Raw genomic sequence first — 21,347 nt, forward strand, 5'->3', positions numbered from 1 at the left:
TGGTAGTGTGGAGTTATCCATGTGAGAGTAAGTCATCGCCAGCTCATTAATTCAAATCCCCCTCCGCTAATCGCAGAGGGGGATTTTTTTATGCAGGAAGATAAAAAAGATAATAATGAAAGATGAAGGTAGGAATCTTACGTACTTTGGCGTTTATCTTAATTAAATAAAATGCTCTAAATAGCCATAATTATTATTTAAATGAACCTTTCCATATCTATTTAATTTTTTAGTTATGAATTAAGTATCATATTTATATCTAATTTAAATTAGGTTTTTATTATTAATTTTTATTTTATTTTATATCAAAAAGTCAAGTGTTAATGGTTGGTTTTATTTATTTTTAATGCGAATTAAATCATTTATTTAGACTAATGTTGAATTTTTATATCACTATAAATTGTGTGAATATAACACCAAATTACTTTGGTGAATGACTTCTGTTTGGGCTGAATTAGCACATTATAAAAACTGAAGGGCGCTAGTTAAAGTGCAATGAAACAATAGCTCATAAGAGGTGAATAATGTCAGCTAAAGCAGTGAATGTGAATGATATTATTGATCGTGCAAAATTTTCCGGTTTCCATTTTCAAGTTGTTGCTTGGTGTTTGCTAATTATTTTATTTGATGGTTATGATTTGGCAATTAATGGTGTGGTATTGCCATTATTAATGGAAGACTGGGGCTTAAGTGCTGTGCAGGCGGGTATGCTTGCCAGTACTGCCCTAGCCGGCATGATGTTTGGTGCAATGATATTTGGCTCTTTAGCAGATAAAATTGGCCGTAAAAAAGTCATTATGATCTGTATTGTGCTTTTTAGTGGGCTTACCTGTGCAGGTGGTTTTGCATCAAACCCAACGGAATTTGCGATTCTACGTTTCCTTGCGGGACTAGGAATTGGTGGGGTAATGCCAAACCTTGTTGCGCTGACATCTGAATATGCGCCACAAAAAATGCGTAGTACCTTAGTAACCACAATGTTTAGTGGTTATGCTGTGGGTGGTGTAATGGCTGCATTGCTAGGTGTGTGGTTTACTCCAAGTTTTGGTTGGCAAATTATGTTCTTTATTGCGGGTATTCCTTTGTTGTTATTACCTATTATTTGGAAGTTTTTGCCCGAGTCTTTGACTTTTATTGTGCAACAAAACCGTCAGGCGGAAGCACGTAAAATTGTTCGTCGCTTAGCACCAACGGTGACAGTAAAAGAAGATACAACTTTTGAGTTGCATCAGGTTGATGTGCCAGAGTCTGCAAATGTTGTGAGCTTATTTAAGCGTGGGCGTGCGATAAATACCTTGTTGTTTTGGCTGGCATTCTTCACCTGCTTATTGACTATGTATGCTTTAAGCAGTTGGTTGCCGAAGTTAATGATGGCGGCAGGCTACTCAATGGACAATAGCTTGATGTTTATGATGGTGATGAACATTGGTGCTGTGATTGGTATTGTGGGTGGAGGGATCTTGGCCGATCGCTTCCATTTAAAACCTGTATTGATGTGCTTGGGCATGATGGGTGCTGTTGTAATGAGCTTGATGGGCTTTCAATCGAATCAATTCCTTTTATATATTTTAGTATTATTGGCGGGTGCTGCATCCATTGGTTCGCAAATGCTGCTTTATAGCTATGTCGCTCAGTACTATCCACTTGCTGTTCGTTCAACGGGGATTGGTTGGTCGTCTGCGATTGGCCGTATGGGTGCAATCATTGGACCAATTTTAATCGGGAGTTTGTTGGGAATGAATTTGCCTGCACACTTTAACTTTATTGCAGTGGGTTTACCTGTGTTGATTACTGCTATTGCGGTTGCACTGATTATGCATGAGGATGAATCTGAAAAGATTGGTGCAAGTCAGCCTGCGATTTCGAAAGCTTAAAATATGAAATTAAAAGAAGCCTCCATAAGGAGGGAGGCTTCTCTGACGATCAAGAATATGATAAGAATAAGAAAAACATAATTATTTGGAAAAAATTTATTGAATTATTTAATTAAAAAATATTTTCAGGAATTTGAATCATATCATGAGGTATGGGTACTAAAAAATTCCTTATTTGTATGGCTAATTATTTCTTTAAGTTTATTTTTGCTAGGTATTATTCTTTGGCTTTTTGTCTTGAATGTAGAAAATAAAGAGTTTGAAAAACTCTATATGTCTTTAATATTGCTATTAGAAGTATTAGTTCTTTATTTATTCTATGCCGTTGAGCGGCAAAGGAATGAAATCGTTAAGCTAAAATTTCAAAAAATTTATAAAAATAAAAATCTATCTTTGTTCCAGATTAAAAAGAGGTGGTTTCGTGATTTCTTAGCAGTACCTAGAGAGGAATATTTAGCTTTGGTTGAAAAGTTGGAAAAATATTATATAACTCATTCTAAATATAGTGGGAAAAAATTTAGTAGAGAAAAGTTTTTTGACTTTATTTTTTCAACTGATTCTAAGAATCGTATATTAGCGATGTTTATGGGGCTTGTTGCTTTGTTTACAGCGATGCTAATTTCAACAGGTGTTAATATTGAGTATATTTTTGATATTTTTGATTCGATAGAAATATTGGAATCTTTTCTTGTGGTATTGCTTGTAAGTCTTTCTTTGTTTGGTTTATTTTATATATTAAAATATACAATATTTATGATAGTAAACTTTTTTGATTTCATATTTGATAACTCTTTTAATAAAGAACATGTGAGTAGAAGGAAGCGTGAAATATTTATTGCTCAGCTTCTACAACTTGCGGAGTTGCCAAAACATAAGAAAAGGATACACGCTGTGCTTGATGTTCCAGAAAAAATTGATAGTGATACGGTTTAATATGCTATTTAATTTTATAATTTAGATAAACTGAAGAGCTTTGACATTTATGAAACTTACCTCATTCTCCCCAATTCCTGAAAACGATGATGAACTGCACTTACCTGAACTGGTGTATTGGGCTTCTTTAGGTGAACTCGCTGAAGTAGAAAAAAGTCTCGCCAATGGTGTAGATGTGAACTCGACCGATGATGAAGGTTATAGCGCCCTCCAAGCGGCGGCTGAAAATGGCTATCTAGATGTGGTAAAACTACTGGTTGAAAAAGGTGCGAATGTCCACTACAAAGGTGAATATACTGCGCTTCAACTGGCTGAAATGGCGGAACAAGTAGAAATTATTGAATACTTAAAAAGCCTGTAACTTTTAAAGATAAATAAAAGAGCCTGCTCAATTTCAGGCTCTTTTATTTTGTAGCATCTTAAACGGACGAATTGGATTCAAGTTCTTTCAATATCGCTTGATTAAAAGCGGGAAGGTCTTCTAGACTTCGTGAACTGATGAGTGTCCAGCCACCTGCATCACATTTGTGAACGGCTTCATCGACCCATATAGCACCTGCATTTTCCAGATCGAGTCGTATATTTTGATGCGAAGTCAGTTGTTTAGCTTGAATCAGTTCAGCATTAATCAAAACCCAAGGCGCATGACAAATCACAGCTATTGGTTTGGCTTGGTTGTTAAAACTTTGGATAATTTCGAGCGCTTTAGGATGGTGGTGTAATAAATCAGCATTAACTGCACCGCCGGGGATAATCAGCAAATCGTAGTCATTGTAATGAACATGATCTAAATCGACATCTGGAGGATAGCTTGCTGCCGATTCTGAGTCCATTTTAACAGTTCGAACTTCGCTAGCTTCAATGGCGGCATGAATACATTCTATGCCTTTGGACTGTAAAAAATGGAGAGGCTGAATTAGCTCATCATGCTCTACGCCTACATTTGAGGTTATAAACAATACTTTTTGAGTCATATAAACCTCCTAAACAATGTCTATGCTTTTAGCCTAACAAAGCAGAATAATCCTGATGTTTTGATTTAACGGACTCTTGTAAGTAAGTGAAAGTAGCCGATGCAGTGTTTCGTGTAACTTTAGACTGTGTGAAGGTATTAATGATCCTTTTCAATAATTGATATGCATTAAGACATCCATAAAATCTAAAACTAGGCAGGAAATGAAAAACAATCTGCTCAAAAAATGTAGGTTTTTTAAATTTTCTATGCTATAAAAAATAAAACGGCACAAAAATTGCTTATAAAGCGTGCTTTAAAAATAGTTGTATTGATGAGTAGAGTTTTATGAAGTTATCGGTTGGATTGAAAGTTTCGAACTCTTTGTCGTTAACCCCCCAATTACAACAAGCTATTAGATTGCTTCAATTGTCGAGCCTTGAACTTGAACAAGAAATTCAGATTCAACTCGACAGTAACCCGCTCTTAGAAAAAGTAGAAGAACAGTCATCTATCGAAAGCTTATCCAGTGTGCAAGAGCAAGAACAGGATAAGAAGGATTTAACCAACGAACTCAATGCAGATCATTTACCCGATGATTTACCGGTCGATACCGACTGGGATGATGTTTACACCCATCAACCGACCAGTTTGGGTGCAGCAGAATTTGAAGAGCGAGAGGATAATCGTCAAGGTCATTTGGGCTTAAAAGAGCATATGCTCGAGCAAATCAATCTGTTGCATTTTTCACAAGTAGATATGTTGATTGCTTATTGCATTATTGACTCTTTGGACGATAAAGGTTTTTTAGACAGTGATATTTCAGAAATAACGACTTCAGTTCAACATCTTTTAACAAGCATGGACTATGACGATGAAGTTGAAGATGACGAAGTGGTTGTGGTGCTCAAGCATATTCAGCGTTTAGACCCACTTGGCGTTGGGGCCCGGAATCTTGCAGAGTGTTTAATGGTGCAGTTGGAAGCCTTACCAACGCAGACCGCTTGTCGAAATGATGCCATGAATCTGCTGAAAAACTATGAACTATTGATCAGCAATGAACTGGCGAAACTGATTAAACAAACGGGTTTAAATCAAGAGCAGCTCAAGTGTGCAGTTGATTTATTGAAAACGCTAAAAGCGCATCCAGGGCTTGAGTTTGAAGATAAAGACTCGGATTATCAAATTCCAGATGTCGTGGTAATGAAGAAAAATGAACAATGGCAAGTGGCTTTAAATCCTGATGTGATGCCGAAACTTCGTGTGAACTCGTTTTATGCCAATATGATTAAGCGTGCTGATCAAAGTGAAGATAATCAATACTTACGTAATCAAATGTTGGATGCGAAAAACTTTATTAAAAGTGTCGATGAACGTCATAAAACTTTACTGAAAGTGGCGACGTGTATCATTGAACATCAACGTGCATTTTTAGAAATTGGTGCTGAGGGGATGAAGCCTTTGGTACTTCGAGATATTGCAGAAGAAGTTGAATTGCATGAGTCGACCGTTTCTCGGGTGACCACCAACAAATATATGCTGACGCCACGCGGCTTGTTCGAGTTGAAATATTTCTTTTCAAGCCATGTGGGGACTACGTCAGGCGGTGAAGCATCTTCAACTGCAATTCGCGCCAAGATTAAAAAATTGATTGCTGAAGAGAATGCACGTAAGCCTTTGTCTGATAACGCAATTGCCAATCTGTTAAAGGACGATGGAATTGATGTAGCGCGTCGGACAGTGGCAAAGTATCGTGAATCGTTACATATTCCGTCATCTTCTGAACGAAAAGTCTTGATCTAAAATTTAAAATCTGACTATTCTAGAGGTTCATTATGACAACATAATGAACCTCTTTTTTCTTTAAGGAATGGCTAAAATGATTTGATGTTTCTATGCGCGTTGGTTGTTTTGCAGTCATTAAATCGTTTTGGCTTTTCCTCATTAATCCTAATGAAGGTGAGGGATAGATATATGCAAATAACAATTCGTGGACATCATTTGAGCATTACCCCAGCTATTGAAGATACCATTCGCTGCAAATTTGCAGAAATGACCAAGCATATTGATCAGGTGAACAGTATGCAGGTGAAATTAACCAAGGATCATCAGGTCGATAAACATACTAAAAAAGGCAGTAGCAATCATATTGCAGAAGCAATTATCCGTTTGCCGGGCATTGAATTTTTTGCTCAGGCTTCAGCAGATGATATGTATACGTCGATTAAAAAATTATCAGAAAAACTAAAAAGACAGCTCGATAAGCACCGTAAAATGCAGCAGGTTTACCAACCGATTGCCATTTAGTTTGATTTTTATGCAAAAAGAGGTTTTTTAAAACCTCTTTTTTTATATATAAAGTGTGCGGGTTTATGATTTATTTTTCAGATTTATAGTAAAATGGCAGGTTTTTACACCGTTGGTCCTATAAGAGGTCTTTGTGATGAATAGTGAACAGCTCACTGAAATTTTAAAAGCTGCTTTTCCTGAAGCTGAAGTTGCAGTTAGTGGGCAAGGCGGAAAGTTTGACTTACGTATTGTCGACGACCAATTCGAAGGCAAACGTCCTGTTGCACGTCAGCAAGCTGTTTATGCACCATTAAATTCTTATATCGCAAGTGGCGAAGTGCATGCGGTGACTATTCGTGCAATGACTAAAGAAGAATGGCGTAAAGCAAGCTTATTCGGAGCTTAAAATTAGATGGATAAATTTTTAATTCAAGGTGGCACTAAGCTCGAAGGCGAAGTTCGTATTTCGGGTGCTAAAAATGCTGCCTTGCCGTTGCTTGCAGCAATGATTTTGCCTGAAACTCCAACCAAGCTTATCAACGTGCCGCATTTAAAAGATGTCAATACTTTGGTGCAGTTGATTGGTGGTCTAGGCATTACCATGACCTACGAAGGTGACACGGTTACTGCAGATACCTCAACACTGGATAATCAGTTTGCACCGTATGAGCTGGTGAAAACCATGCGTGCATCTATTTTAGTGCTGGGCCCATTGGTGGCGCGCTATGGTAGTGCAAAAGTATCTTTGCCGGGTGGATGTGCGATTGGCTCGCGCCCAGTTGATCAACACTTAAAAGCTTTAGAAGCTTTAGGTGCAGAGATTGAAGTTGAAGCGGGTTATGTACACGCTAAAGTTGATGGCCGTCTGAAAGGTGGTGAAGTCATTTTTGATATGGTGACCGTGGGTGGTACCGAAAATATCTTAATGGCTGCGGCATTGGCAGAAGGAGTGACTACGATTCGTAATGCGGCACGTGAACCTGAAATTACGGACCTTGCGAAAATGTTGATCGCGATGGGGGCAAAAATTGAAGGTTTAGACACAGATACCTTAGTGGTCACAGGTGTTGAAAAACTACATGGCTGTGAATACGCTGTAGTTGCTGACCGTATTGAAACGGGTTCGTATTTGGCTGCTGCGGCCATTACCGGTGGTCGTGTAAAAACCACACATACGGATCCAACTTTGATGGAATCGGTCTTAGAAAAGTTTGAAGAAATGGGCGCGGAAGTGACCCGTGGTGATGATTGGATCGAGCTTGATATGATGGGTAAACGCCCTAAAGCAGTGAGTTTCCAAACGCTTCCACATCCTGACTTCCCAACCGATATGCAAGCACAAATTATGGCGGTCAATGCCATTGGTCGTGGTTTTGCTACTATTTCTGAAACGATTTTTGAAAACCGTTTTATGCACGTACCTGAATTGTCACGTATGGGTGCCAATATTCAGGTCGAAGGTAATGATGCTGTTGTGACCGGTGTAGAGAAACTTTCTGCTGCACCTGTGATGGCAACAGATTTACGCGCTTCTTTCTCGCTGGTGTTAGCTGCACTTGCTGCGGATGGTGAGACGCTGATTGATCGTATCTATCATATTGACCGCGGTTATGAAGATGTCGAAGCGAAATTACAAGGTATAGGCGCCCAAATTAAGCGAGTAAGTTCATGAGCGATATGAGAAACGATGATCCAAATTTTGACGTAATGGGCAATTTTGATCATGGTTTAACATTGGCATTGAGTAAAGGTCGTATTTTAAAAGAAACCCTGCCTTTACTTGAAACGGCTGGAATTAACTTACTGGAAGATCCTGATAAGTCACGCAAGTTAATTTTCCCAACCACCCATAAACAAGTCCGTATTTTAATTTTACGTGCTTCTGACGTACCCACCTATGTGGAAAATGGTGCGGCGGATATTGGTGTTGCGGGCAAAGACGTGCTTATGGAACATGGCGCGCAAAACGTTTATGAACCACTCGATCTAAAAATCGCAGTATGTAAACTGATGACCGCGGGCAAAGTTGGCATGGAACGTCCAAAAGGGCGTTTAAAAATTGCCACTAAATACGTAAACTTAACCCGTCAGTACTATGCAAGCTTAGGTGAGCAAGTCGATGTGATTAAGTTGTACGGTTCAATGGAGCTTGCACCGTTGGTGGGTTTGGGCGATTACATTGTTGACGTGGTCGATACTGGGAATACTTTACGTGCCAATGGTTTAGAACCTTTGGAAGAAATTTGTAAAGTGTCTTCACGTTTGATTGTGAACAAGGCAAGTTTCAAACGTAAGCAAGCATTGTTAAACCCAATACTTGCACAGTTAGAAACAGCAGTCGCTGAACGTGAAGCGTTAAAAAACAAATAAGTTGATCTTTTTTGTTTAAAAAAACCGCTATCGATGATGGCGGTTTTTTTGTACCTGCTCATTTTTAAATTTTTTTATTGGATTGAAATACAATAGGATTGAATCTGAACCAGTTGAATTAAAGTATTAAAAGTATAGACATCACAAGCAGAAATTCGGGATGTCTGCTTGGCGTCATGAAATTGCGCTTCCCCTTGAACAATCACATGATGACCCGTTTCATGAATTGCTTGAATATGGAACTCATGTGGGACCGTCGTAAAATAATGTTCGATAGATTGGCAATGCTTGAGTACTTGATCAAAACCTGAAAGCCGTTGTTCACCCACAATTTCCCATGTAATGGTTTCTGAAAAATGCTGTTGGATTCGGCTAAATTGCCCCGTTGAAAAGCATATGGCTATGTCCGTGAGGGTCATTTTGTTTTGCCTGTTTTTTATTCAGATTCGGTAATTCTAGTTTAAAAATCATGATCACATTCATTTCCCGATGAAGTTAAAAGTAATTTTTCATTACACTCCGTGTTTAGCTGGAGGATTGTTGCCCACAAAATACAGGAAACAAGGTAAACTAAAGCTTCCCTTTATTTTCATTGTGGATAAATTGATGCGACGTTTATCGACTCAAGATCAGAACTTTAAACAAGTCTTTGCTGATTTGTTGGCTTTTGAAACCGTGAGTGACCCAGAACTTTTAAAAACCGTAGATCAAATCATCGCTGAAGTTCGTCAGCATGGTAATGCTCATGTTCTTAAACTCACTCAACAGTTCGATCGACATCCCGCGCATCAATTCTCAGATTTAGAACTGACCCAAGAACAATTAAAAACCGCTTTTGAAGGTTTGAGTACCGAAGTCCGCGAGGCGTTAGAGCTTGCTGCAAACCGTATTCGTGAGTTTCACCAAGCGCAAAAACAAGAAGGCTGGACCTATGTAGATGCCTTGGGGAACACACTTGGGCAAAAAGTAACGCCTTTAGATCGCGTTGGTATTTATGTGCCGGGTGGTTTGGCATCTTATCCGTCGTCTGTACTGATGAATGCTGTGCCTGCGCATGTGGCGGGTGTGCCTGAAATTATTATGGTGGTGCCTGCACCGAATGGTGAGTTGAATCCTTTGGTATTAGCAGCTGCTTATTTGGCTGGTGTCAGCCGTGTCTTTACCATTGGTGGGGCACAAGCGGTTGCGGCTTTAGCCTATGGTACAGAAACGATTCCAGCGGTGGATAAGATTACAGGGCCGGGCAACCGTTTTGTCGCGGCTGCGAAACGTGCGGTATTCGGACAGGTCGGTATTGACATGATTGCAGGGCCATCTGAAATTTTAGTTTATGCCGAAGGCGTAAATAACGCACAATGGTTGGCAATGGATTTATTGTCCCAAGCTGAACACGATACTGTGGCACAAGCTGTGTTTATTACACCGGATGAACAGTTGTTAAATGAAGTAGAACTCGCTATTGAAGCGCATTTGCAAGCTTTACCTAAAGCGGAGATTGCGCGTACATCGATTGCCAATCGTGGTGCCTTGGTACTTGTGAAAGACCGCGCTGAAGCAGTTGAGCTGATTAATCAAGTTGCCCCTGAGCATTTAGAGCTTTGCTTAGATGAAGCACAGGAAATGGCTGAAGATATTCGCCATGCAGGCGCAATCTTTATGGGGCGTTATACGCCAGAAGCGATTGGCGACTATTGTGCAGGGCCAAACCACGTTTTGCCAACTTCAGGTACGGCACGCTTTTCTTCGCCGCTGGGTGTATATGATTTCCAAAAGCGTTCAAGTTTGATTATGTGCTCTGAGCAGGGTGTGAAAACATTGGCGAAAACCGCGGATATCTTGGCGCAACAAGAAAACTTAGATGCCCATGCGCGTTCAGCACGTTATCGTTATCAATAATATAAATTTAGATCCCTCATGTGTTCAGTAATGAATGTTCCTCTCCCTATGGGAGAGGTTAGGAGAGGGGAAAATATTTAATTCAGTTTGGGACATCATAAAGCTCTCCCAAACCCTCTCCTAGCAGGAGAGGGCTTACATAAAAGTAAGTTGAGTACATAAATGAGATAGACAATGTCTAACATTACTACAGAACAAATGCGTTTTTGGAGTCCTGAAGTACGTGAATTAGAACCGTATGTGCCAGGCGAACAACCGAAAATTCAAAATTTATTGAAGCTCAATACTAATGAAAATCCATATCCACCCTCACCAAAGGTGGTGGAGGCTGTTCAAGCAGTCTTGGTAAACTCAGCAGATGTACTGCGTTTATATCCAGATCCAGATGCTTCTGCGTTAAAGCAGGCGATTGCGAAACAACAAAATGTTGCAGTTGAACATATTTTTGTCGGCAATGGTTCAGATGAAGTCTTAGCCCACATTTTTAAAGCATTTTTTGTGCAAGAGTTACCGGTACTTTACCCAGATATTACCTATAGCTTCTATCCTGTTTATAGCCAATTCTTTGGAGTAAAAACCAAAGTTTTGCCACTCAATGATGACTTTGAAATTGTGGTGGATGACTATAAACAAGCCAATGGCGGCATTATTATCACCAATCCAAATGCGCCAACCAGTATTGATATTGGTTTGGCAGCAATTGAGGAAGTACTTCGAGCCAACCCAAATTCAGTCGTGGTGATTGATGAAGCTTATGTAGACTTTGGTGCTGAATCGGCAGTCAGTTTGGTGGAAAAGTATGAGAACTTGGTGGTGTGTCAAACCACGTCTAAGTCTCGTTCACTGGCAGGTTTACGTGTTGGTTTTGCGATTGCTCAACCGCATTTGATTGCGGCACTTGAAGCGGTGAAGAATAGTTTTAACTCTTATCCGATGGACCGTTTTGCGATAGCTGCTGCGGTTGCTTCATTTGAAGATCAAGCTTATTTCGAAGCACAAAATCAAAAAGTAATTCAAAGCCGTGAACATTTGGTTGAACAATTGACCGCACTGGGCTTTAACGTTTTGCCATCAAGTGCCAACTTTATCTTTGCATCATTACCTAGCAAAGATGCAGGTGAGTTAGCGGCTGAATTACGTGAACAGGGTATTATTGTGCGTTATTTCAATAAACCGCGTATTAACCAGTTTTTACGTATCACCGTTGGAACTGATGAACAAAATCAACGCTTAGTCGATACATTGAAAAATGATATTTTAAAATAAACTTTCAACAGTTTTGATCTTTGAAAAGTGAACGTTCATTAATATGAAGGTTCACTTTTTTATTTTGGTTGCTATTCAGTGTCCGTTTGCACAAAGGTATTGAGTAAATTAAGCAGTGCTGAGACCTTGTCAAAGCATTCTTGGTATTCAGCTTCACACTCTGATGCAATGGTAATTCCACCGCCAGCCCAAAGTGAAACCTCATCTTGGAATTTTTGAATGGAACGAATCAGAATGTTCCAAGAACCCGTACCATCGAAATTAAAATAACCCATTGAGCCACAGTACGCTCCGCGTGGCGCCCCTTCAAGTTCTTCAATAATCTGCATCGCTCGAATTTTAGGTGCACCTGTAATAGACCCGCCAGGTAGTGCCGAGAGCAGCACATGAAAGGGATGAACTTCTGCTTTCAGTGTTGCTCCGACTTCGCTGACCATATGATGGACTTGATTAAAGCTTTCAATATTAAACAGTTTAGGTGTTTTGACTGAGCCTGTTTCTGCATAAACACTCAAGTCATTACGCAGTAGATCAACAATCATCACATTTTCAGCTTGGTCTTTTTCTGAAGCCATCAAGCGTTGTTTAGATTGTTCATCTAAGACTGGATCTGTATGGCGCGGCATGGTGCCTTTAATTGGCTTAGTGATGATTTTACGATGGGTTTGAAAATCAATAAACAACTCGGGCGAACAACTTAAGAGTTCAAAATCATCGATACGGAGATAGCCTGAGTAAGGTGCATCGGTCAATTGCCAAAATGCTTCGACTGCACTTAGGAGTTGACCGTGTGCCTTGGCAGTGAACTCTTGTGTCAGATTGATTTGATAGCAATCCCCAGCTTTGATGTATTCCTGTACTTTCTGAAAGGCTTGTTTGTATTCGGTTTCAGTCCAGCGTGCTTGGCAGATCGATGCGAGTTGGAGTGGATGGGTTAAGGCAGATGGCTGTAATAAATACGATTCAATTTTGCGATAAATGCGTTCGGCTTGTGAATCACTACTGCAAAATAGCCAGCCTGCATCAGTCCATTGTAGATAACTACTGTATAAACCTAAAAATAGGCTTGGCTGTGACTTAATTTGAACCGGAACGTGTTGCTGGGCGGCATAATCATAACTGACGAATCCAATGAGTCCGCCACTAAAAGATGCTTCTTTTTGTTCTGAGCTTGGCTGAATATTACTGGAAATGTCTATTTCTTCGTCATCACGGATATAACAAAAATCCTGTGTGCGTTGAAAGAAAAAGTGCTGGTTTTTTTGAAAAACTTGGTAACGCTCGGGTAAAAAAGCAATGACAGGTGCATCGACATTTTGTAAATAGACTAACTGTGTGAGCTCATTCAATGCCTGTAGTATATGAGATACAGAGAGGCTTGAATCACAAATTATCTTTTTAAATGATTGGCTTAGAGTCATGCTAACGCAAATAGGATTAAAAAATTCAGGCTATTTTACCGCATTGTACGTGTACGCATAGAGGAAATACCGTTTATCGGTAAGCTATGGATTGCGACCAACAGCAGTTGATCAAAAAATCACTCGCATATAACTTAGTTCAGGCAATGAAGTCACTCAAGGATAGATGTTAATACTGGGTCAAAATAAAAAAAGCAGTAGTTAACATCGAGTGATTGGTATCACAAAAATAAAGCTCTTAGGAGAGGAACAAGATGAAAATTATTACTAAACTTGCTTTAGTTTCTTCAATGGCAATCAGTGCAAATGCAATGGCAATGCAAGCAATGGATGACGCTTCGCTCAGTGCCGCTACAGGTCAAGATGGTCTAAATATCGGTATCGGTATTTCTAAAATCGAAATTGGTAAAGTCTTCGTTCACGATAATGATGGTTTAGCGACTACATCTCTAGGCGGTACTTCAACTGCTGGTGCTATCGTTATCCAAGGTAATGGTATAGCGGGCGATACGCTAGAAAATCACGGTATTATTATTGGTGCAAACTATGATAATGCAGGAGCATACTTGCTTCCTTCTCGTAACTTAGCTGATTTGCAAATTGACACAGATGCAAACGGTGGTAATGCATTTATTAACATTGCAGCTCAAGTTTCAGGTTTAGATATTAAAATTGGTCAAATTGGTGTAGTTGCTTCGGCTGATGTTCCTACAACAGGAGCAACCTCTATCCGCCGTGGTGGTACAGGTACGGTGAATCCGATTTTAAGTGGTTTATCACTGAAAACAGGTCCAATGTCTGCAAACATTCAATTGGGTGCTGCACCGCAAGGCGCGATGATCCAATTAAGTGCGACTATGGTTGGTGGTTTAGAAATTAAAAACTTAGGTATTTTAGATAATTCAACTAAAACAGCAACACGTGCTGCAGGTGAAATCTTTGTTGAAAGTATTAAAGTTGCAGATGCAAATTCTCTAGATTTAACACTGAATCAAAAAATTAGTGTGATTGGTGAAGAGGGCGCGAATAAGGGTTATATTCGTATGATTAGCACAAGTGGTGCACACGATACTTATGTGAAAGGTGTGCATTTGGGTAGCCGTAATGCTGCATCGATTGGTGATGTAGAAGTTCAAGGTATGCAAACATACTTTAGCCCTGCTGCTGGGGTGTATACACCAGGTGCTGTGATTACCATTTCTGGTCACTAAAATTAGACTTCAAGAAAGCGCGTGAATTCACGCGCTTTTTTTCTAAAATATATTCATAAAAAAATGAAAAAAAGACTATTTTTTTTAGATAAAACACAGTATCTTCTTGAATGTATGGATATAGAGTATTAACTCTAAAAACAAAAAATGGGCGGGATGCCTATATTATTAAAAAAAGTAAAAAGCTATGTTAGAGATCGCATTGGGCTCAGCAATGATGTATTACTTTGCCACCGAAGCCTTTGATATTAAGAAAAAACCAGCGGAAGCGGTTTACTATACTGAAGTTTTAGACTCTCGAAATGCATCTTTTACCAGAATGCATCATGAACCTGTCCTAATTAACCCTGCTGTAGAAGACCAATTTCGAGGTATTGTCCGTCAAGCTTATGATTATAGTTGTGGTTCAGCAGCACTGACCACCTTAATCAATGGCTATGTCGGTGCTCAACTTACAGAACAACAAACCATGGATGGCTTGCTTCGCTATGGCGAATATGAGCGAATTATTGAGCGTCGTAGTTTTTCTTTATTGGACATGAAACGCTTTGTGACTGCACTAGGTTTAGAAAGTGGAGGCTACAAAGGGGAGTTTGAAGATTTGGTTAAGCAAGGTCAACCTGCTATTGTTCCAATCTCCTATGCTGGTTTTAAACATTTTGTGGTGTATAAGGGCTATAAAGACGGACGGGTTTATGTTGCCGATCCTGCCTTAGGAAATATTAGTTTTGATGAACAACGTTTCAAGGATGTTTGGGAAAATAACACGTTGTTTTTAATTAATGTTCCGACTGAAATGCGTAAAAATATGTTGGCTTTACAGGAAGCCGATCTGCGACATGTAGATGATGCTACGGTCAATCGCTATGCACTCGTCGATATTCAATATCCGCAACACTATATGGAAAAAATAGCCGATCGTGCATCTACAATTCGCCTAGAGCGTAATAAAAATAAAGAGTCGGAATACTATGGACAGCCGACGTACAATTTTCTCAGGCTTTATTATAAAAACAAATAAAGTGTGAAAAAAATAAAACAAGAACAATGGTGTGGGTAAGGGACAATGATGAAGACATGGATGAATAAAACACTGCTCGCAGTGAGTGTGCAGATGATTCTTGGGGTGGCCTATGCTGCGGAAGAACCGAGCTTAGGTGGATACGAAACAGTCGGTGAAACAGTTGAGGTAGAACAAACCAAGGAGCAAGCACAAGATAAAGTTGGATCTGATCAACCTACTGTGCCTGCGCAACCAGAAAAGCCAGCATCTGTAAACACTGGAAGTGTTGAGCAAGCAGCTTCTTCTGCGTTGCAACAGCAAGAGGGTGATGCAACTAAAGAGACCAACTTAGAAGAAGTTTTTACCTCAAATGAACGTCAGTATTCATTGATTAAACAAGGTGAGATTTCATCTTATTACGACATCGATTATACCTATTACCGAGATACTCAACTTGATTTAGAGATGGCACAAGGTCAGCTCTATCAACTGCGGGTACAAGAAAATGCAACACACAGTCTAACCAATACTTTTACGGCACAATATGGTTTAAGAGATAACTTAACGTTAACGGCATCATTGCCTTTGGTTGCCAAAACTGACTTATTAAAAGACACCTCTACAGCGGGTCTTGGGGACATTTCCTTTGGTGCACGTTGGGAACCGTTTCCACTCAAAGCTGGCCGTTTGCCTTTAATTTTATTTGGTAACGTATCTACTAAAACTGGGGATAGTCCTTATGAAATTAATGCTACTTCAGACTTAGCAACAGGCAAGGGGTATTATTCAGCAGGTGTTGGGGCAAGTACGCGTAAATATATTGATCCCGTGGTGCTGTTTGCATCGGTCTCTGCGAACTATGGTTTCAAAGAATCGGGCTTAGATCAGCGCCGTGGTAGCCGTGTGATTGAAGCGTTTGAACCAGGGATTAGTGGTGGTTTTGCCTTCGGTTTTGCCTATTCCTTTAACTATGATGTCTCGATGACGATGTCATACCAACAAAGTTTCAATACTGGAGCTGAATTTACCTACAGCTCAGGGGAAAGTTACTCTCCAGCAGATCAAACCAGTTCAACTTTTGCGATTTCCTTAGGTGTACGCGTTTCACCTGAAACAATTGTGAATGGTACGGTTGGCCTTGGTTTAACAGAAGATGCACCTGATGTGTCATTAGGGTTGTCTTTCCCATTAGATATTCTTGGTTTTGGAAAAAAGCTTAAATAATAGGGGAGTCGTATGAAAAATATCCGACTTAGCCCTTTGGTGTCTGCCATATTATTAACGGGCTATTCTAGTGTTACCTTTGCTGCTTTAGGGCAAAACTTATCAGTTGATATTCGCTCTTTGGCTATGGGCAATGCAGTCACTGCTGATCCACCTGGAATCAGTGCCATTCACTTTAACCCAGCAGCACTGACCAAAATTGAAGGTTTGCAAACGGATGTGCAAGGTATTCTCGCTGATTTTAATATCGAGCGGGAGTTTTCTGTTCCTGCAGGTTATAACGTATTTGGCTATTCAGATGACCCGATTGTTTGTAATGATGGGCCTGAAGTAGATGCCGATATCTGTACCGACTTTAAAGGGCCCGTCCGCGGTGATGTTGAATACCCGAGCTTATATGTACCTGGTTTGAAGAAAATGGTGGACTTGGGTAAAGGTATGCCTGTGGCTGCCCCGACTGCGGGTATAGCATATAATCCGCCGGGATCTAAAATGACGTTTGCAACTGCCATGTATGCGCCATTAATTGCAGGATTCGGTGCGGAAGATGGCAATCCTGGCAACTTTATGGGTCAACAAGTTGCGCTAGAACGGATCACCTATTTATCACCGTCTATGGCCTACCAAATCAATGATCAGCTTTCCATTGGTGGTTCAATTGGGATGTCTTATCAAGCTTTGGCATTAAAAAATGATCTACGTTTTCCCAATGAGTTGATTGGGATGCTGCGGATGATTGATGATGTGGTCTGTACCCCGTTTAAAGAAAACTCTGATGTGATTACCGACATTCTCTTGCTGGGCATGTGTAATGCTGAAGAGGGAATGAATCCTTTTGGGCGCTTTGGTCAACTCGAACTTTCAGCAGAGCAGTCTCTGAGCCCAAGCTATAACTTGGGGGTGCTGTGGGAGCCGACAGAAGATTTTAGTTTTGGTGTAGTCTACCAAAGTGCTGCCAAAATGCGAATGAAAGGTAAATATCACATAGACAATGCTAAAGCACCACAAGAACTCATTAAGGGGTTGATGTCCTCCCCAACAGGGCAGATTCTGGCTGCAGTTTTAGGTTTTCCAAGTTCTGTGCCAGCCAGTGAGTCGGGTCTGGTATCAATGGATTTAGAATATCCAGCACATTTCCAAGCGGGGATTAAATATAAACTTTTACCCGATTTACAAGTCAATGTTGATGTGGGATGGACCGACTATAAAGCATGGGACAAATTTAAATTTGAATTTGACCGTCAAGTTTCGGCGCTCAAAATTGCAAAATTGCTTTCAGCCAATATCTCCGATAGTAGTTTGGCTTTGCCTCTGGCATTTGAGTCACCGTGGAACTACGGTATTGGGATTGAATATTCAGCAACAGATCGTTTAAAACTCCGTGCAGGCTATGAGCCACGCACCAGTGCGATCCCTGATGATAAGCGGAATACCATGGTACCAATTAACAATGCACGCTTGTTTGGTTTAGGTGTTGGTTATCGTTTTGACGCAGATACTGATTTAGATCTATCCATTGGTTTTTTGCAAAGCCGAGATAAAATTCCAGCAAATTCTAGTAGCTTAGCGAACCAAACTGGGGTAAATAATATTTTATTAAACCCGTATGCCGGTTTAAATGTAAAAACTGATACAACCATTACGATTTTAGGGTTGAACTATAGAACACGGTGGTAAGCACATTGAATACAATAAAAAGGATTTTATTGCCCTCATCACTATGCTTATTGGGTTGGATTTCGAGTGCAAGTTTTGCGGGAGAGTTTTTTACGATTATTGGTCCAGATGGTAGACCGATGGTGGTACAAGGCAAAGCCAGTGAGTCCCCAGAAAAGCAAGTGAAACAGGGCCGTAAGCAGGAAGAAAAGGGAACGCGTGAAGTCTCTGAGGTCAGAGTACCAGTACTAATGCCCGCTCAGGAATTTGCACCACAGCCGATACAGCCTGTAACCGAAATGAAGGCACATTTACCAGATACAAAGCCTGCGCCAAAAAAGAAACTTTCTGCTGAGAAGCAAGTCACTTCTTCTATAGTGATTCAGGCTGAGCGTCCATTAAGCAAAACTGAAACCAAGGTGCTGGTTCAACAAAAAGTGATTGAAACCACTCAGCAGATCCCGCAAGCCCCAGTGAGTAGTACTCAAACCATTAAGCCTGCATCAACGCCTCAAAGCATAACGCATACGGATTCGGTAAGTGCAGAGAAATCAACTGCATCCTCAAACATGTTTAATCAAATGGATGGAACTGATTACGTTCGCAACGAATATTTAGAAGACCGTGAATTTAACTTAGAAGGCAAACGCCGTTTTTATACCATGCCTGAAGGGGTGATTGATCATAAAACTGGAGCGACTCGCTTTCAGGTCATTGAGCGAGAAAAAGGAGTGAGTAAATCTGTCCTTAACGCTATGTTTAAACCCAAGCAAAAAGACAATTTAGCACCGATTGCCTTAGCATCGACCTATTACCGAATGTCACAACAAGACACGATCGCTAGCTTAGGACAAAGCTGTTTTAAGGATAAAAAGCTGAAAAAAGCAAAAAGCTTACAAGCCAATCACGATATTAATGTTTGGCCGAAAAAGCCGATCAAAGAAAATTTTGAATTCGAAATCATCAAAGTGGACAGCAATATTCAAAATATTCAATTAAATTCGTATGCATCTACACAAAATGATCCCACATTTTATTGGCCTTTTGCTGTGTTCTTAGACCAAAATGCCTGTGTGCTTGAAGGGGTAGGTGGGTTTAAAAATGATGAAAACTCACCTTCTATGTTATCGCATGAAATGATCGCAGGTATTTTACATGTACCTGAACAAAGTCATTATTTATTGTTGACACCACTCTCTTCTGCTGTAGACGTCGAACATAAAGTTCTAACCAATCATGGTCAGTTAAAATTAATCGCAATTCGCTAAAAATAAATAGAGTATGAAAATGAAAAAACAAATTTTATGGCCATTTACCTTGTCGACATTGGTTGTTGCCTTAGCTGGTTGTGGTGGAGAAAGTGCCAATGTGAATCCAGAGCCGAATCAAGTGAATTCTGTCAACGGAAGCTGTCTACTGAAAGATAAAAACTGTGTTGAGTTTGCCTTGGATTACCCAGTTGATGGGATTAATTTTGTCTGTAGTAGCGACCCCGATAATACGTATATGACTCTGATGGAGCCGAAAACCAATGCGGCAACAGGCCGATGCTCTGAAGGGGACAAAATTCACTTCTTGTTGACTGGAAGTTCGGATAAACAAGTCGAACTCGGTACAGTTCCTTTGTCTGAAATTGGCAATGTGAGTACGGTTTCAGCCTCACTACCACGCCTCAGTATTTTAGATATGGCAAAAGGGTTAAATGGTGGAACGGCTGCAACCAGTTTGAGTCCAAACGATAAGACCGTAAAAATTGCGATGGCTTTGGCGAAAATTTTTCAAGCTTTAGGTCTAGAGCGTGGTGCTGGGGTGGTTGGAGATGTACAACCTTTTGGTATTTTAGCCTCTAAAAAAGCAGACTTATCACTCCTCTTGGCATCAATTAGTGCTGAAGATTATGCCTCAGGAGCGTATGTCGATAAAATCCGACCATGGATTGATGTCAGCCAAGTCAGCAATGAGGATGCTTTTAAAGTGGTCCAAACATTGGTGCTCATGAATAACTCTGCCACCTATCAAGCGGACTTCCCGATTTTTGCAAATGCCCTATCGGACAAGACAGGGATTGGTTTACCACAAGGCTTATATGGTTGTAATGCTACAGACTGTAAGACCAGTCCTGCTAATCTTCGTCATTTAATTGGAAGCTTTATTATTCTAACGGATCGACAAGGTTATACCTTTGGTTCAGGTGTACAGTGGCGTGGGCCATTAAAAGAACAATTAGGCAGTGATTTGGCAACCAGTGTGACGGTCGATTTACTGAAAAATATTGAACCTGCCAAAATGAATGCTTTAGCGCAAACGTCTTGGATTAATCCCTTGACCAAAAGTATTCAGCAACCGTTTAAGTTTAATCTGACAGATCCAAATTCGGATGATTTCACCATTACCCAAGGCAAACTGTTTAATGATTATTTGATTGCAGGGACGGAAAAATTTTATAAACAATTAACCAAGGATCCGAATGCTAGCCCATCATCCTATGGTTTATGGCAGCAAAACTATGGCACAGATACCTTCAAAGGTTCATTTGATGCCTTTAAAATTTTTCCAATTGGCTATTTAGATAATGATGTATTTAAGTCGAAGAGCAATGTAGCGGCTGGGCAGAAGTATATTTTTCCACTGTATGCCAACTTAATTTTTAAGGCAAAAAATTCTAGTGATAGCGTAGCCTTAGGTATTGCAATTGATGAGTCGGGAGATATTCGTACTGATATGCAGTCCGCTAGTAATAAAACGACGGCGTGTACACCGCTACTAACAACGGGTGCAACCTTAACGACAGATAATAATCAAGTACAGTACCGAATTGGAACACTGGGTGCGACAGATACTTCAAATAAAGCTGTAACCTTTCGTATCCTCTTGGCAAATCCTATCTTTGATAAAATTGATGGCGCAGTTATTGGTGCAAATACCAATATTGTGAGTGATGTGAATAGTGAAGGAAAACAGACCTCTACAGTGATTGGTGGGGCACGCGTTAATCTCGGTAATTTATTGTCTGCCAATGTAAATGAAAGTGCTTATATTTCTCTTAGTGATTTTTCTGGTGCAGGGGTAAAGTGGACCAATATCTATAAGGCGTATTTGAGTAATTATTATGAAAAAAATAGCATTGCCAATCAAGCAGCCGCAGACTTCCGTGAAGGCGAAGTTTCAATTGAAATTGCTGATTGCTATAAAGTGTTAGCAAAATAATATCGTTGTAAACACAAAAAAGCCCATCATCGATGGGCTTTTTTG

General features: G+C 40.1%; 19 protein-coding genes. 16 read left to right on the plus strand and 3 right to left on the minus strand.

The window, feature by feature from the left end; all coding sequences use genetic code 11:
- Positions 1–524 precede the first annotated feature (524 nt).
- The 3 genes from F946_RS14950 to F946_RS14960 all read left to right on the plus strand — a co-directional run bounded on the left by F946_RS14950 (position 525) and on the right by F946_RS14960 (position 3,168).
- Entirely contained in the window at positions 525–1,874 is a 1,350-nt protein-coding gene (locus tag F946_RS14950) for an aromatic acid/H+ symport family MFS transporter (protein WP_004984155.1), read from the plus strand.
- A gap of 99 nt (positions 1,875–1,973) precedes the next feature.
- Positions 1,974–2,807 carry a hypothetical protein gene (locus F946_RS14955; RefSeq protein ID WP_004984157.1) on the plus strand — a complete coding sequence of 278 codons (834 nt, stop codon included), beginning with the start codon at positions 1,974–1,976 and terminating at the stop codon, positions 2,805–2,807.
- A gap of 49 nt (positions 2,808–2,856) precedes the next feature.
- Positions 2,857–3,168: an ankyrin repeat domain-containing protein gene (locus F946_RS14960; protein WP_004984159.1), complete on the plus strand. Its 312-nt coding sequence runs from the start codon at positions 2,857–2,859 to the stop codon at positions 3,166–3,168.
- Between the two features lie 58 nt (positions 3,169–3,226).
- Here F946_RS14960 and F946_RS14965 read toward each other — a convergent pair whose 3' ends face one another.
- Positions 3,227–3,781: a protease gene (locus tag F946_RS14965; protein ID WP_004984161.1), complete on the minus strand. Its 555-nt coding sequence runs from the start codon at positions 3,779–3,781 to the stop codon at positions 3,227–3,229.
- Positions 3,782–4,107: 326 nt separating this feature from the next.
- Here F946_RS14965 and F946_RS14970 point away from each other — a divergent pair, with 326 nt between their 5' ends.
- The 5 genes from F946_RS14970 (at position 4,108) to hisG (ending at position 8,418) form a co-directional block, all read left to right on the plus strand.
- On the plus strand, positions 4,108–5,562 hold the full coding sequence (locus F946_RS14970; protein ID WP_004984164.1) for an RNA polymerase factor sigma-54: 1,455 nt from the start codon (positions 4,108–4,110) through the stop codon (positions 5,560–5,562).
- A gap of 171 nt (positions 5,563–5,733) precedes the next feature.
- Positions 5,734–6,066: a ribosome hibernation-promoting factor, HPF/YfiA family gene (gene hpf / locus F946_RS14975; protein ID WP_004695021.1), complete on the plus strand. Its 333-nt coding sequence runs from the start codon at positions 5,734–5,736 to the stop codon at positions 6,064–6,066.
- Positions 6,067–6,202: 136 nt separating this feature from the next.
- On the plus strand, positions 6,203–6,454 hold the full coding sequence (gene ibaG / locus F946_RS14980; RefSeq protein WP_004695019.1) for a BolA family iron metabolism protein IbaG: 252 nt from the start codon (positions 6,203–6,205) through the stop codon (positions 6,452–6,454).
- 6 nt (positions 6,455–6,460) lie between these two features.
- On the plus strand, positions 6,461–7,720 hold the full coding sequence (gene murA, locus F946_RS14985; protein ID WP_004984169.1) for a UDP-N-acetylglucosamine 1-carboxyvinyltransferase: 1,260 nt from the start codon (positions 6,461–6,463) through the stop codon (positions 7,718–7,720).
- Positions 7,717–8,418 carry an ATP phosphoribosyltransferase gene (gene hisG, locus F946_RS14990; RefSeq protein WP_004984172.1) on the plus strand — a complete coding sequence of 234 codons (702 nt, stop codon included), beginning with the start codon at positions 7,717–7,719 and terminating at the stop codon, positions 8,416–8,418. The genes murA and hisG overlap by 4 nt, the downstream gene beginning before the upstream one ends.
- Before the next feature lie 74 nt (positions 8,419–8,492).
- Here the strand turns inward: hisG and F946_RS14995 are convergent, their stop codons facing one another.
- Positions 8,493–8,837 carry a nuclear transport factor 2 family protein gene (locus F946_RS14995; protein WP_004984175.1) on the minus strand — a complete coding sequence of 115 codons (345 nt, stop codon included), beginning with the start codon at positions 8,835–8,837 and terminating at the stop codon, positions 8,493–8,495.
- A gap of 175 nt (positions 8,838–9,012) precedes the next feature.
- On the opposite strand from F946_RS14995, the gene hisD reads away from it, so the two are divergent.
- Complete coding sequence (gene hisD, locus F946_RS15000) at positions 9,013–10,314, plus strand: histidinol dehydrogenase (RefSeq protein WP_171065428.1); 1,302 nt, start codon at positions 9,013–9,015, stop codon at positions 10,312–10,314.
- Between the two features lie 174 nt (positions 10,315–10,488).
- Entirely contained in the window at positions 10,489–11,580 is a 1,092-nt protein-coding gene (gene hisC / locus F946_RS15005) for a histidinol-phosphate transaminase (RefSeq protein WP_004984180.1), read from the plus strand.
- Positions 11,581–11,651: 71 nt separating this feature from the next.
- Here hisC and pabB read toward each other — a convergent pair whose 3' ends face one another.
- On the minus strand, positions 11,652–13,001 hold the full coding sequence (pabB, locus tag F946_RS15010) for an aminodeoxychorismate synthase component I (RefSeq protein ID WP_004984183.1): 1,350 nt from the start codon (positions 12,999–13,001) through the stop codon (positions 11,652–11,654).
- Between the two features lie 254 nt (positions 13,002–13,255).
- Between pabB and filA the strand changes: the two genes are divergently transcribed.
- The 6 genes from filA to filF all read left to right on the plus strand — a co-directional run bounded on the left by filA (position 13,256) and on the right by filF (position 21,302).
- Positions 13,256–14,212 (plus strand): putative pilus system protein FilA, encoded by a 957-nt coding sequence (filA, locus tag F946_RS15015; protein WP_004984187.1) that lies wholly within the window; start codon positions 13,256–13,258, stop codon positions 14,210–14,212.
- A gap of 187 nt (positions 14,213–14,399) precedes the next feature.
- Positions 14,400–15,233 carry a putative pilus system C39 family peptidase FilB gene (gene filB, locus F946_RS15020; protein ID WP_004695004.1) on the plus strand — a complete coding sequence of 278 codons (834 nt, stop codon included), beginning with the start codon at positions 14,400–14,402 and terminating at the stop codon, positions 15,231–15,233.
- A gap of 48 nt (positions 15,234–15,281) precedes the next feature.
- Positions 15,282–16,439, plus strand: coding sequence for a putative pilus system protein FilC (gene filC, locus F946_RS15025; protein ID WP_004984188.1), 1,158 nt, complete (start codon positions 15,282–15,284; stop codon positions 16,437–16,439).
- Positions 16,440–16,451: 12 nt separating this feature from the next.
- Entirely contained in the window at positions 16,452–18,116 is a 1,665-nt protein-coding gene (filD, locus tag F946_RS15030) for a putative pilus system OmpP1/FadL family transporter FilD (RefSeq protein WP_004984191.1), read from the plus strand.
- 29 nt (positions 18,117–18,145) lie between these two features.
- On the plus strand, positions 18,146–19,363 hold the full coding sequence (gene filE / locus F946_RS15035; RefSeq protein WP_004984194.1) for a putative pilus assembly protein FilE: 1,218 nt from the start codon (positions 18,146–18,148) through the stop codon (positions 19,361–19,363).
- 19 nt (positions 19,364–19,382) lie between these two features.
- Entirely contained in the window at positions 19,383–21,302 is a 1,920-nt protein-coding gene (filF, locus tag F946_RS15040) for a putative pilus system protein FilF (protein WP_004984196.1), read from the plus strand.
- Positions 21,303–21,347: the final 45 nt, after the last annotated feature.

The sequence above is a fragment of the Acinetobacter johnsonii ANC 3681 genome (assembly GCF_000368805.1).
In the GTDB taxonomy this organism is placed as follows: Bacteria; Pseudomonadota; Gammaproteobacteria; order Pseudomonadales; family Moraxellaceae; genus Acinetobacter; species Acinetobacter johnsonii.

Bases quoted from the DNA above. Each gene is read 5' to 3' on its own strand.
- filA (WP_004984187.1), top strand. From the start codon at position 13,256: ATGAAAATTATTACTAAACTTGCTTTAGTTTCTTCAATGGCAATCAGT.
- ibaG (WP_004695019.1), top strand. From the start codon at position 6,203: ATGAATAGTGAACAGCTCACTGAAATTTTAAAAGCTGCTTTTCCTGAA.
- filF (WP_004984196.1), top strand. From the start codon at position 19,383: ATGAAAAAACAAATTTTATGGCCATTTACCTTGTCGACATTGGTTGTT.
- filB (WP_004695004.1), top strand. From the start codon at position 14,400: ATGTTAGAGATCGCATTGGGCTCAGCAATGATGTATTACTTTGCCACC.
- F946_RS14950 (WP_004984155.1), top strand. From the start codon at position 525: ATGTCAGCTAAAGCAGTGAATGTGAATGATATTATTGATCGTGCAAAA.
- F946_RS14965 (WP_004984161.1), bottom strand. From the start codon at position 3,781: ATGACTCAAAAAGTATTGTTTATAACCTCAAATGTAGGCGTAGAGCAT.
- F946_RS14995 (WP_004984175.1), bottom strand. From the start codon at position 8,837: ATGACCCTCACGGACATAGCCATATGCTTTTCAACGGGGCAATTTAGC.
- hisC (WP_004984180.1), top strand. From the start codon at position 10,489: ATGTCTAACATTACTACAGAACAAATGCGTTTTTGGAGTCCTGAAGTA.
- murA (WP_004984169.1), top strand. From the start codon at position 6,461: ATGGATAAATTTTTAATTCAAGGTGGCACTAAGCTCGAAGGCGAAGTT.
- filD (WP_004984191.1), top strand. From the start codon at position 16,452: ATGAAAAATATCCGACTTAGCCCTTTGGTGTCTGCCATATTATTAACG.
- hpf (WP_004695021.1), top strand. From the start codon at position 5,734: ATGCAAATAACAATTCGTGGACATCATTTGAGCATTACCCCAGCTATT.
- filC (WP_004984188.1), top strand. From the start codon at position 15,282: ATGAAGACATGGATGAATAAAACACTGCTCGCAGTGAGTGTGCAGATG.
- pabB (WP_004984183.1), bottom strand. From the start codon at position 13,001: ATGACTCTAAGCCAATCATTTAAAAAGATAATTTGTGATTCAAGCCTC.
- F946_RS14970 (WP_004984164.1), top strand. From the start codon at position 4,108: ATGAAGTTATCGGTTGGATTGAAAGTTTCGAACTCTTTGTCGTTAACC.
- hisG (WP_004984172.1), top strand. From the start codon at position 7,717: ATGAGCGATATGAGAAACGATGATCCAAATTTTGACGTAATGGGCAAT.
- F946_RS14960 (WP_004984159.1), top strand. From the start codon at position 2,857: ATGAAACTTACCTCATTCTCCCCAATTCCTGAAAACGATGATGAACTG.